12 protein-coding genes are annotated in these 12,827 nt (G+C 40.7%); 9 read left to right on the forward strand and 3 right to left on the reverse strand.

Features of this window, described 5'->3' with window-relative positions; all coding sequences use genetic code 11:
• Positions 1–450 precede the first annotated feature (450 nt).
• The 5 genes from JF259_RS13735 (at position 451) to JF259_RS13755 (ending at position 5,110) form a co-directional block, all read left to right on the forward strand.
• Positions 451–603 (forward strand): hypothetical protein, encoded by a 153-nt coding sequence (locus JF259_RS13735; protein ID WP_199115976.1) that lies wholly within the window; start codon positions 451–453, stop codon positions 601–603.
• A 501-nt stretch (positions 604–1,104) separates the two neighbouring features.
• A complete protein-coding gene (locus JF259_RS13740) occupies positions 1,105–1,686 on the forward strand; it encodes a BfmA/BtgA family mobilization protein (RefSeq protein WP_199115977.1) in 582 nt (193 codons plus the stop codon).
• 2 nt (positions 1,687–1,688) lie between these two features.
• Positions 1,689–2,708, forward strand: a complete 1,020-nt coding sequence (gene mobB / locus JF259_RS13745) for a MobB family relaxase (RefSeq protein ID WP_199115978.1) — start codon at positions 1,689–1,691, stop codon at positions 2,706–2,708.
• 10 nt (positions 2,709–2,718) lie between these two features.
• Positions 2,719–4,317, forward strand: a complete 1,599-nt coding sequence (locus JF259_RS13750) for a type IV secretory system conjugative DNA transfer family protein (protein ID WP_199115979.1) — start codon at positions 2,719–2,721, stop codon at positions 4,315–4,317.
• A 61-nt stretch (positions 4,318–4,378) separates the two neighbouring features.
• Positions 4,379–5,110, forward strand: coding sequence for an SOS response-associated peptidase (locus JF259_RS13755; RefSeq protein ID WP_199115980.1), 732 nt, complete (start codon positions 4,379–4,381; stop codon positions 5,108–5,110).
• 2 nt (positions 5,111–5,112) lie between these two features.
• Here JF259_RS13755 and JF259_RS13760 read toward each other — a convergent pair whose 3' ends face one another.
• Entirely contained in the window at positions 5,113–5,877 is a 765-nt protein-coding gene (locus JF259_RS13760; RefSeq protein ID WP_199115981.1) for an XRE family transcriptional regulator, read from the reverse strand.
• Positions 5,878–5,939: 62 nt separating this feature from the next.
• Here JF259_RS13760 and JF259_RS13765 point away from each other — a divergent pair, with 62 nt between their 5' ends.
• The 3 genes from JF259_RS13765 to JF259_RS13775 all read left to right on the forward strand — a co-directional run bounded on the left by JF259_RS13765 (position 5,940) and on the right by JF259_RS13775 (position 10,696).
• Complete coding sequence (locus tag JF259_RS13765; RefSeq protein ID WP_199115983.1) at positions 5,940–8,903, forward strand: DNA polymerase III subunit alpha; 2,964 nt, start codon at positions 5,940–5,942, stop codon at positions 8,901–8,903.
• Entirely contained in the window at positions 8,900–10,117 is a 1,218-nt protein-coding gene (gene dinB / locus JF259_RS13770; RefSeq protein WP_199115998.1) for a DNA polymerase IV, read from the forward strand. The genes JF259_RS13765 and dinB overlap by 4 nt, the downstream gene beginning before the upstream one ends.
• Before the next feature lie 333 nt (positions 10,118–10,450).
• Entirely contained in the window at positions 10,451–10,696 is a 246-nt protein-coding gene (locus JF259_RS13775; RefSeq protein WP_199116000.1) for a hypothetical protein, read from the forward strand.
• Between the two features lie 51 nt (positions 10,697–10,747).
• Here the strand turns inward: JF259_RS13775 and JF259_RS13780 are convergent, their stop codons facing one another.
• Both JF259_RS13780 and JF259_RS13785 read right to left on the reverse strand, forming a co-directional pair.
• Positions 10,748–11,605 carry a hypothetical protein gene (locus tag JF259_RS13780; protein WP_199116002.1) on the reverse strand — a complete coding sequence of 286 codons (858 nt, stop codon included), beginning with the start codon at positions 11,603–11,605 and terminating at the stop codon, positions 10,748–10,750.
• A gap of 334 nt (positions 11,606–11,939) precedes the next feature.
• Positions 11,940–12,419 (reverse strand): hypothetical protein, encoded by a 480-nt coding sequence (locus tag JF259_RS13785; RefSeq protein ID WP_199116004.1) that lies wholly within the window; start codon positions 12,417–12,419, stop codon positions 11,940–11,942.
• Between the two features lie 219 nt (positions 12,420–12,638).
• Here JF259_RS13785 and JF259_RS17625 point away from each other — a divergent pair.
• A partial coding sequence (locus JF259_RS17625; RefSeq protein ID WP_233164282.1) for a hypothetical protein occupies positions 12,639–12,827 on the forward strand: 189 nt, incomplete at its 3' end.

The following is a 12,827-nucleotide window of genomic DNA, read 5'->3' on the forward strand; positions in this document are numbered from 1 at the left end:
TCGCGGTAAACAACAAAACCCAAGTAAGACAAACTAAATGTCCAAATTTCCTTTTACCTTGCAGTCTAACCTCCAATCTGACGTTCCATTTTCCTTTAAACCTGTAAATCAAACAGAATGAACCCAAAACAACAAATGGCGCTTCACGGTTACCGCTGAAAACAATACCTTTAAAAGACGCAGGTAAGCTTAAAAAAAGGCAGTTTGATTTTTAAGAGGATCGAACCCCTAAAAATCAATTCGGGACGTGACCATTTGCCAAGAAGGGGAGTGCCAAGGGTGGCATTACCATCATTTGACCGCAAGATAGTCCCTAAAAAATATTCCCTTCAAAAGACTACAGCATAAAGCCGTTCGCATGCTCACTTTTTATTCCGTTTCCTTTTGAGATGAAATTTTTAGGGGAACTGGTACTCCGGTAAAATAATTGATAATTAAAAATTTTACATTATGGAAACAAGAGTAAAAAGAGTGCTGGAGATTCCGGCCAGAAAATCACAAAACCAAGAAAGCGCCCATCCAAGAGTTTCGGACAGATCCTTCCATTTGATAATTGATCTGTGGATTTTCAAGTTTGAATATTCTAAAGAACGGTTTCCATAAAATCGTTGAATTATTCTGTCGAAAGGCTCTTGAAAACGGGTCTTTTTTATTGGTTGGTTCCATCAAATCTGACGCCTTGAATCTCAAATGTTGACATTTTAATTTCCATTGAGGTTAATTGTATTCATTTGATACCGAATTTCATTTTCATTTTTGTTAAAAGGATGGTATATTTAAACAAGCCCTTTGAATAGGATTAGTATGGTTGTTCCTCCCGATGGCTATCGGGACTGATTTGACTTCCCTTTGACCATACATATCAATTCTAGTTAAAATAGAATGCCACTGATTGGTGCAATCATGTGGTTTGGATTTTTGTTCGCTGGGGCGAACGAAAAGGAAAAGCAAGAGGGTAGCGTGCTCACGCACCGCTACATAGTTCGTTTGCTTCGCAAAGCCCCATTATATAAGGGTTTTTGGAATTTTTACAAAAGGAGGAAAAGTGGGTTTTTATGAAAAAAACCGCTCAGCCCAATAGAACCGTTGATTTTTTATGAAAAAATGGATAAAGGATACGAAAAAGAACAGTTTGAAGGCCTGAAAATCAAAACTTCGGTAGCTAAAAAATTCAGGGCATACTGCAAGGCCATTTCAAGATCCCAGTCCATGGGGTTACTGGCTATGCTGGATTTTTTCGAGATCCATCAACTGTCCCCAACAGATTCTATAGACGGTAGCTTAAGTTCCCTTGAGATAAGGATCAAACGAAGGATAAACAATGCCATAGCCATTATAAAAAGTATAGAACAAAGCCAGACTCTGCCAACCGTTGCCATGTTGCAATCCCTGTTTGAGCAACAATTGGAGCATGAAAAAGAAGAAGATTATTTTGATGACGATGTTGAATTTATTGAAAAGAAATTTGAGAATGTTGGAAGTGAGGAGGAATGGCCGGAGGAAACTACCGTTCCTAAAATCCGATACGATCGGCTGGAAGAAAAAATGGAACAGCTTAAATCGGATTTTAGTTATGTGCTCGGTAAAGTGACGGAAGCCAGGAGCAGTTTTGGGAAGCCCTATTTGAAACTGGAACTCACTCCAGATGAAGTCGAAAAATATAAACGATCCATTAAAAATTCATAAGAATGTATATAACCATTTCCAAACAGCACCAGGGGGAAAACTTTAAGGGTAGCGTCCGTGATTTTGTGAACTATCTGGAAAAAGAAAATGAAACGGTGCATCCCGACCTTCAAGAGCATTTCTTTGACCAGTACCATGACCAAATAGGTGCAGAGGAAGTCATTTCCCAGATCGACCAGAACACTAAAAAACTGAACAAGAAAGAGCCCAGGTTTTATTCCATGGTGGTCAGCCCCTCCCAAAGTGAACTGAAAGCCATAAGCAACGACCCGGAAAAGCTCCGTCAGTATGTTAGGGAGCTCATGAAGGATTATGCAGCTTCATTCCATAGGAATAAAGCAGTCACTGTGGACGATATAAAGTATTATGCCAAGATAGAGCGGGAGCGCACTTTCAAGGGAACGGACAAAGAAATCCGTGAAAACCAGCCCTACGCTACAAAAATATTGAAACTCAAACGGGAGATTAGGGATATAGAAAGGGGAGAATTAAAGGGCAATGTAAACCGTATTAAAAAGGAAATCGACCGCTTGGAAAGGGATGCGCCCCATAAAATTAATGGAAAACGCATCGTAAGGGGCATGAAAAAAGAAGGCATGCAAAACCATGTCCATATTATCGTGAGCCATAAGGACGTGACCAATAGCTTTAAACTCTCTCCACTGTCACAACACAAAGCTGCCGAGACCACTTTAAATGGAAAAACCATAAAGCAGGGCTTTGATAGGGATGAATTTTACGAGGCAGCCGAAAAGACCTTTGATAAGACCTTCAAGTATAACCGGAACTTTGTGGAAAGCTATAGGGCAAGAAATGCATTGGACAAAGATCCCAAACGCTTTTTGGCGATGCTGTCAGGGTTGCCAACAACGGAGAAACAGGCCGCTTTTAAAATGCTTTTTAAGGCAGGCGTCAAGGTGCCGACCATACCGACCAATAAAGTACAGGTGGCCTATAAAGCCCTGATGAAACTTAAAAGGGGCGTAGAGGTGGCTATTAACTCAGGTTCCATAGGTATTTAAATCAAAAATTATGATAGACGTTCAATTACATATTCTTATTGCCTCATGGATCTTTGGCGGGCTTATAGTTTATACTGCCAACAAGTATGCAAGACGGGGCTTTTTTACGATAGCCCTGTGTTTGGTGCTATCTCTAACCATTATAGGACTCGGGGTAGGTTTTCGATCAGGGCTGAAAGGGTTGCTTCTAATGGTTTTGCCATTACAATTTACCAATGTGATTTGTTATGCCTATCGAGACGGTATTACCAAAGGCCAAAAGTTTAGAAAGGAATATAAAGTAATTATGAAGACCAGGGGGAGCAATCTGGTGTTGGAAAACATACGCAGGGGCATCTCGGTAATTGCTGCTGCAGGGAGTGGCAAGACCGAAAGTGTGATCTACAGTTTAATGGCCCATTTTAAGAAGCATAAATTCTGCGGGGTGATCCATGACTATAAGAACTTTGAGATTACCGAAATGGCCTATCCCTTGTTTCGAAACAGTGGTCACAAATTCTATATTGTATCCTTTGATCCCATCTATTGCAGGGTCAATCCCATAGCACCGAGATACCTGCCCGATGAGGAAAGCGTTTATGAGGTGTCCAGGGTACTCTTGGAAAATTTATTGGAGACTAAGGAAGGAGATGACAACAGTACCTCGCGTTTTTTCAAGGATGCCGTGGAGGGGCTTATCAGTGGGCTCATATGGCGGTTAAAGACCGACTATCCCGATTATTGTACGATCCCTCATTTGATAGCCCTTTACCAACAAGTAAATACGAAGAGCCTTGTAAAATTCCTAAAAGGTAATATGACCTCCAGGGCCATGGCCGATGCGTTTATCAGTGGGGTAGGATCGGAGCGGCAAACGGCAGGGGTGAAGAGTACCCTGGCCAATGCCTTTAAGAAGATCAGCACCAAGAAGATATTTATGGCACTGTCGGCAGACGAGATCCCGTTAAACGTGAACAGTTCGGAAAACCCGGCGGTCATATCCATAGTCAATAACCCTAAAAAGGATGCCTCGCTTTCCCCGGTCATTGCCACTATTGTACACACCATTACCAAACAGATGAGCGAACGCAACCAATTGCCTTCATTTGTACTGTTGGAAGAAGCCCCGACCATACGATTGCCCAACATGCACCGTGTTCCAGCGACACTACGGAGCTATGACATTGCTACGGTTTATGTGATGCAGGACAAGGTACAGAACGATATGCTCTACGGGGAGAAGGCCAGTAAAGCCATATTGAGCAACCTCTCCTATCAGTTCTTTGGGAAGGTAAACGATCCCGATACGGCCAAATATTACGAACGCTTTTTCGAGATCATCAAGAACCCGACCCGGAGCATAAGCAAAGGGACGGGACTGTCCTGGGAGGCTAGAATTACAAAAGGGGAACGGGAAGTGCCCAAACGTAGGGCAGAAACCTTCTTTAGGTTGAAGCAGGGAGAATTTGTCGTGTTTGCCGATGGTAAGGATAGAAAGGTGCTGTTTAAACATCCCGAAATACAAAGAGAGCTGCCTACCCCTTTAAAGGTTGCACCTTTGGAAATGGAAAGTAATTTTATAAAGATCCATAAGGAAATTTCGTCCCTGTTCAATACGTCCGGGACGTAATGATCTATGTTTGGGAAGGGGCAAAAAGTTATAGCTCACTATTTTTTATTAAATTAGTAACATGTGCTATGCTACCTCGTTACGGAAAAAAAGAGAAGAAATTGAGCAACGCTTGTTGAACAAAATAGGGGCTACTTTTGAAGATCCATTGGATTACGATCCCTATTACCATTTAAATGGCTTTACCCATGGCAACCTCTATATCATTAAAATGGATGAACCCGAATCTATTTACCCTGCCAAATGGGGACTGGTACCCGATTGGGGCACACATGATCCCGAAGCCTTTTGGAAAAAGAGTAACACGCTCAATGCAACTTCAGAACATATTTTTGAGCGGGCTTCCTATAAGGACAGCGCCGAGGACAAACGCTGCTTAGTCTTGGCCGATGGCTTTTTTGAGCCCCACCATGAAAATGGGGTGTCCATTCCCTATTTTTGTTTTCAGCCTTCAAATGAACATCCCGAAGGTGACCTGTTTTTATTTGCTGGACTGTACAACGAATTGGATGATGCCCAGTTTACGGCCACCATTTTAACACTGGAGGCCAATCCGTTCTTTGCTGAGATCCATAACAAGCGCAAACGGATGCCCTTGGTTTTGGCAGATCATTTTTATGAAGATTGGTTGGATGATGGATTAAATCAACCGCAGCTTAATGAACTCATGGCAACCGGTTTTAGTGATAGACCTTTTAGGGCACATCCCGTAACGAGGGATTTATATAAAAAGGGTGTTGACACTAACAAGCCCGAGTTTATTGCACCTCTGGATAAGGATACCTTATTCTAGTTCTATAACTTTTTAAGCTGCTCCAGTTCCACGCCCAATTCCTGTAACATTTGGGCAATACTGCTGATCTTCAGTTCGCTCTCGTCATACTCTTGGGTATTGATGCAACAGGTAAACTCCCACAGTTCCAAGATGTCCTTTTTGTGTATTTCGTAGGGTTGGTAGTTTCTGTTGTCGGAATGCAACATGAGGGTCTCGGGATTTTCAGTAAATCTGATGCGTTTATAAACGATCCCTTCGTTTAGCGTTAAAATAACATAGGTGTTTCCATTTTTAATATCCTGGATGTCCTCTACATAACGGGCCACAATATAAGAGCCATCCTTTACGGGAAGCATGGAGTCGCCCTTTATGGGAAAGGTACGGTGCTTACCAGAGGGCAGGAAGGGCAGTTTGATTTTTTCGAGCTGTTCGATATACTCCGGGTCATCGTAACCGTTTAAATAACCAGCCGTAGCCTTATTGGGAACAATTTCGATCAGATCCTCATTCTCCTCGTTTACGGTAATGGGGAACAGGATCCTTTGGTTGCCAATATTGATAAACGAGGTGTCGGAAACCTTGCTAAGGTTGTTCTTCACCATGGCATCAATGGGCAACTTGAAGTAATCCGAGATCCTGGACAATAAATCCAAGGGCGGTTCAGACCGACCTTCTTCGTACGACCCGACCCTGGAGCGCGTAATGCCAAGTTCTTCGGCCATTTGCTCCTGTGAGAACCCCTTTAGGGTTCTTAAATGCTTAAAATTGATAGCAAAATAACTCATATTGCTACAAAATTAAGCAATAATAACTACATATTGTAGTTAATTTTGTGTTTTGTTACTATATGTATCTCAATTGCCATTCATATTACAGTTTACGCTACGGTACCATAGCACCGGAAACCCTGCTTAAAATTGGGCAGTACTATGGCACTAACGCTATGGCACTGACCGATATCAACAACACCTCGGCCTGTCTGGATTTTGTACGCTTGTCCAGTAATTACAATATAAAACCCATCCTTGGGGTCGATTTTAGAAATGGCGCAAAGCAACAGTTTGTGTTGCTCGCCAAGAACAATAAGGGCTTTATGCATATCAATACGTACCTGTCCCATCATTTGCACCATGGTTTGCCGTTTCCTGAAAGGCCGCAATACATTCAAGATACGATCACCATTTACCCCTATCGCAACCATATGGAAGAACCATCTGGAGAAGATGAGTTTATCGGCGTATCCATAAAGGATCTCAACCGCTTTAGGTTTTCAAAATTGGTGAACCGTTTGGATAAAGTGGTCATCCTTGAAACCCTGTCCTTTACAAACAAGAAAGATTATAACACCCATCGTTTATTACGTGCCATCGATAACAATACCTTGTTAAGTAAGCTTCCTTTAGAGGAACAGGGCACAACTCATGAGGTCGTAAAACCATTGGATGATATTATGGGTGCGTTTGCGGACTTTCCCGAGATTGTAACCAATACCAAAGCATTGATAGAGATCTGTAACATTGATTTCGATTTTTCCCAGGAAAGGCCAAACAACCAAGAATCCTATACGGGCAATACGGATTTGGATTTTAGGCTGCTCAGGAAGCTGACCTATCAGGGCATAGCTTACCGATACGATACCGTTGGTGACAAGGTGTTGGATCGTATCAGTAAAGAGCTTAATATTATCAGGGAAAAGGGCTTTGTGTCCTATTTCCTGATCAATTGGAAAATCCTAAAGTATGCCCGTAGCAAAGGTTATTTCTATGTTGGCCGAGGTAGTGGTGCCAACAGTGTTGTGGCTTACCTGTTGCGTATTACCGGCGTAGATCCCATAGAACTGGACCTGTATTTTGAACGGTTCATTAACCTCTATAGAAAGAACCCACCCGATTTTGATATCGACTTTTCCTGGACCGATAGGGATGACGTTACCGAATTCATATTCAAACGGTTTAAGAACACGGCCCTGATTACCGTTTACAATACCTTTAAGTACAAAGCATCCATTCGCGAACTGGGAAAAGTGTTCGGGTTGCCAAAACAGGAAATTGACACATTGACCTCGGGAACGTTCAATTACAATACACTGGACGATCTGTCCAAGTTGGTCGTTACCTACAGCAAGCGCATACAGGGCTTCCCCAATTACCTGGGTATCCATGCCGGGGGCATTATCATTTCCGAAAAGCCGATCCATTATTACACGTCCACCTTTATGCCGCCAAAGGGCTTTCCGACAACGCAGTTTGATATGGTCGTTGCCGAGGATATAGGTCTGTACAAGTTCGATATTTTAAGCCAACGGGGCTTGGGCAAGATCAAGGATGCTGTTGAAATCGTAAAATACAACCATCCTGATAAGCCTCCAATTGACATCCATGACATCAAACGGTTTAAACAAGACGAGCGGATAAAGTACCTGTTAAGGAACGCTAAGGCCATTGGTTGTTTTTATGTAGAGTCCCCAGCCATGCGCATGCTCCTAAAAAAGCTTCAAGTGGATAACTATTTGGGCTTGGTCGCTGCAAGTTCGGTCATTCGCCCTGGGGTTGCCAAGTCGAGGATGATGCGCGAATATATCATGCGCTACCGCTATCCCGAGCGCAGGAAGGATGCCCATCCCGTATTGCTCGATATCATGCCCGAGACCTATGGCGTTATGGTCTATCAAGAAGATGTGATCAAGGTCGCCCATTTTTTTGGGGGACTGAACCTTGGGGAAGCAGATATGCTCCGCCGGGGTATGTCGGGTAAATTCAGGTCAAGGGACGAATTCTTAAAGGTCAAGGACCAATTCTTTATGAACTGTAAAAAGGCCAATAAATCTTTCGATCTCACCAAGGAGATATGGCGTCAAATAGAAAGCTTTGCCGGCTATGCCTTTGCCAAGGGGCATTCCGCTTCCTATGCGGTGGAAAGCTACCAAAGCCTCTTCCTTAAGGCTTATTTCCCATTGGAATATATGGTGGCGACCATCAATAACTATGGTGGTTATTACCAAACGGAATACTATGTCCATGAAGCGCGCATGCATGGCGGCATCATTGAAGCGCCCTGTGTCAACAACAGTGGTGTCGATACGGTCATTAAGGGGAAATCCATATACATAGGTTTTAAGTTCCTGCATTCGTTTGAGCATAAAATTGGCAGCACTATTGTAAAGGAACGTCAAGCGAATGGATTGTTCTTTGATTTGGATGATTTTATTGATCGTATAGCCATAGGCATTGAACAGCTTTTAATTCTAATTAAAATAAATGCATTTAGATTCACCAATAAAAACAAAAGGGCATTGCTATGGGAAGCGCATATGAAAGTAAGCAAGACCACTTGGGACGAACATGACATGACATTGTTCAAGCCCCAACGCAAAGCCTTTACCGTTCCAGAACTCCCCCAAAGTACTTTAGAGGATGCCTTTGATGAAATAGAGCTATTGGGGTACTCGCTATGCAGTCCGTTTGAATTGTTGTTGGAGCCGTTAACGGATCCGATGCGGGCATTTGATTTGATCAACAACATTGGCAATACGGTAACCGTACAGGGCTATTTGGTGACCATAAAACGGACGACAACCTCAAATGGCAAGACCATGTACTTCGGTACCTTTTTGGATGTGGCTGGCGATTTTATCGATACGGTACATTTTCCGCCAGTAGCAAAGCAATACCCCTTTCGTGGCAAGGGCATTTACACCATTTCCGGAAAGGTCATGGAAGAATTCGATTGTATAACCATTGAAGTCTCTAAAATGGAACGCCTGGCCATTATTGAAGACCCGAGATATTCCGATAAACCCTTGGCCCTATGACAAACCAGAGATCAATAGTACATATGGATCTGGATACCTTCTTTGTGTCCTGCGAAAGGCTCCTGGACAGTAAGCTTATCGGTAAGCCCGTATTGATCGGTGGCACGTCCGATAGGGGCGTAGTGGCCTCCTGTAGCTATGAGACCCGTAGGTTTGGCATACACTCGGCCATGCCCATGCGCATGGCCAAGCAGTTATGTCCCGAGGCCATTGTTTTAAGGGGCAATTCGGGCATTTATACGAAATTTTCCAATTCCGTTACCGAAATCATCAAGGAAAGCGTGCCGCTTTACGAGAAGTCCTCAATCGACGAATTCTACATGGACCTAACGGGTATGGACAAGTTCTTTGGCTGTTTGCAGTTGGCCTCACAAATCCGGTCACGGATCATTAAGGAAACGGGACTACCCATTTCCTTTGGGCTGTCAATCAACAAAACGGTGTCCAAGATTGCCACGGGAGAGGCCAAGCCCAATAACCAGATACAAATACCCATGGGCAATGAAAAACCATTCCTGTCCCCGTTATCCGTTAAAAAAATCCCCATGGTGGGCAATGTCACCTACAAGGCCATGTGCGATTTGGGTATCAAGCACATCCATACCATCCAAAAGATGCCGATGGAAATGATGTACAAGGTCTTTGGCAAGAATGGTATTTCCATCTGGAAAAAGGCCAATGGCATCGATAACAGCCCCGTGGTACAGTACCACGAGCGTAAGTCCATTTCAACCGAACGCACCTTTGACAAGGACACCACTGATGTCCATAAACTGAAGAGCATCATCATTGCCATGGCCGAAAACCTGGCCTATCAATTGCGCAGGGGCAATAAGTTAACCGCATGTATCACCTTTAAAATAAGGTACTCCGATTTCCAGACCTATACACAGCAAAAGCGGATTCCCTATAGTGCTGCCGACCATCACATCATCCCCGTGGTGTTGGGGCTTTATAATAAACTGTACCAAAGGCGTTTGTTGGTTAGGTTGATTGGGGTCAAGTTTAGCCATTTGGTAGAGGGAGGCCATCAGATCGATTTGTTTGAGGACGACGATAAAACCATAAGCCTTTACCAGGCCTTGGACAAGATGCGGGAACGTTATGGAGACCGAGCGGTAATAAGAGCTTCTGGTATGTCCGCCAAAAGCATAAGCAGGTGGAACCCGTTTAATGGGGAGCCACCGCCATTGTTAGCCAATAGAAGGAGTTGATTTTTGTATATTATAAATAACCGGAAGAAAATAGAATAAGCTTAGCATTATTGGGAAGCTTACAAGTACAACTTCCCAATGGAATACCTGTACCTAAGCCATAAATGGGATTTTCCTCAACTTAATACGAGCATAGGATAATGAAATTATGTGCGTAAAATCTTTTTAATAATAAAGAAAATACTTGTATATTTGTATTGTGAATAGCTATTTACATGAACCTTATTGAGAGAAGCTATAATCAATGCGATTATTGCTATTGAGGCGATTAATTAGGGTTAATGTTGTTTGTTGATGTTAACCCTTTTTTATGCATGTTAATTTCCGGTAATTATGGCAGGCCATTCAAAACTAATATACCTTTTAGCGTCCAATAAAGATGCCATGGCTTTATATGAGCAGTCTTTGGAAAGTCTTGTAAAATCTGTTACTACAGATTTTATGGTTTTTAAGTTTTCCAGGTGGCAGGACATCTCCGAAGATCTGGAAGAGTGGGAGGATTGCACCACTATAGATGAACCCACCTACATAAAACTATATGCTAACCTGTGTAGAAAGTTGAGGAAGCGGATTAAATAATAACATGATTAACCATGTTTAGATGTTCTTCTCAAATTTATAGGCAATAGATTATTCTAAATATTCAAATGTTTCTGTATAATTTAAAACATCTTTATTTAATACAGTTCTTTTAATCGGTCTGTTTTTGCCGTCATATTCGAAGTCAATTGATTGTAATTGGCCTCTCCAAGGAAAATCTAATTTTCTAAAATTATTTTTTGAATATTTTAAATCCAGGATAAGGCGTGGGAAATAATCGTTAATATCCATAATATGTGTGTCATCTGTAAAAACTACTACACTCTTTTTATCATCATAGTCATGGTACTTAAGTCCATCATTATAAGAAGAAGTGTTTTTTATCCCAATAATATTATTATTAGAATAAATAATTTCTGTGGTTCCCTCTACTTGCTTTACTAGGTTATTTGTATTCAAGAGATAACGTTCTATTTCAGTAGAGTAAGTTATTGTTCCTTCTGTATTTACAATTTGCTCATAAGCAATAACGCTTTTGTAATTATCCTCTTCACCGTATTCAAATGAGATTTGATGAAAGCCCTCGGTATGGGAAATAAAATTCCATTCACAATCATTGGTTGCACAATCGGCATATACCTTTTTTATTTGATCATTTACATATTCTACTATATATGAAGCATTATAAGTTTTCATAACCCCAGATTCATCTAATGACCTTTGAACGTTTATAGAGGTGAGTTTTTTACTAGAATCGTAATTCAAGGTAAAAGATGTTGTCGAATTTGGAGAATAATAATAATCACTACCTGCTTTAATAGTTACTTTACTTAAGTAAGTTTTAGAAATAGCTTCACTATTATTAGTAGTATCATCGTTATTATCCGAACAAGATGTTTGTAATGTCAGGATAAATAGTAGATAGCTTAAAAATTTAATTTTTTTCATTTTTAACATGGTTAATATTATTGCCATCGGAACTTTTCCTTACCATTTTATCTAGTTATTAGGATCACCATCAATAAAGTTTTGTAAAACAGGATTGTAAAGGTTTTCGATGATTGTTATTTCCATTATACATACCCAAATATAAATGAAATTCTTACATGTAAAGAGGGGTTTTAAGCTTTAAATCTTTAAAAAAGAAAGCTATATCAATGGCTTTGTAGCTCTCAATTGGTAGGCCTGCCTAAACAAACGCCCTTTAAATGGGTGTTTGTATTTCATGTCTTTATAAAATTAAAGCCTTGTGCGACGGCTACCAATGTTGTACAATTTTTTTTTATTTATACATGTTAGGTGTAACTTTGAAATTATAAAGAAACTCTCCGTTTTTGTCTTTATAATAGTATGTGATAGTTATATTTTTATCTCTTAAAATTTTAAGTTTTGGATTAGTTTTAACATCATTTAAAATGGTATTTGTAAACTCTTTTTCAATCAATTTTATGTCAGCTTCACCTTTTTCAAAGTCAACTAAGGTGTAATTGTATTGAATTGTGTTACCAGATAAAATATGTGTGTTGTCTAACCTTGTATATTTATTAATAGTAATTGGGCATTTTTTGTTTGTGTCATCCGATACTTTTTGTAAATAATTCGCAAAGGGTTCTTGTTTTTGTTCTTGTCTGTCTTCTGATATTAAGTTATCTATTAGTTTATTTTTATCATGTTCTGCTGAATCTTTTCTCAATACGTTAATTGCTGTAATTGAAATTATTCCTACAATAAAAAGCAGTATTATTTTAAGCTTTGATTTCATATTTAATTTTTAGCTGGTTGTTTTTTAAATTATTGCCAACAATTACATACAGTTACCCTGGCAACTATATTTCCAGTATATCTACCCAAATATAAATAATATTCTTACGTGTAAAGAGGGGTAAGGCTTTAAATCTTTAATCAAGAAGGAATTTTTGTCTTTCACTATTGGTATCCAACATAAACAAGCATTCTTTAAGTGGGTGTTTTTATAAAAACTATGGGGTTGTGCAACAGTTGTCGTTGTTATCTGCTGGCTTTTAAAGTATTGATTAATAATTGGCATAAATCGAACCGAAATATGTGGCACGGTTTAAACCGAAATCAATGGCACAATGACTCCGAAATCGATGGCACAAACCGAACCGAATTAGCCAGGGCGACAAGCCTGTCCAATGTTCGTTTTGCC

The organism is Snuella sedimenti (assembly GCF_016428595.1).
Classification (GTDB): Bacteria; Bacteroidota; Bacteroidia; order Flavobacteriales; family Flavobacteriaceae; genus Snuella; species Snuella sedimenti.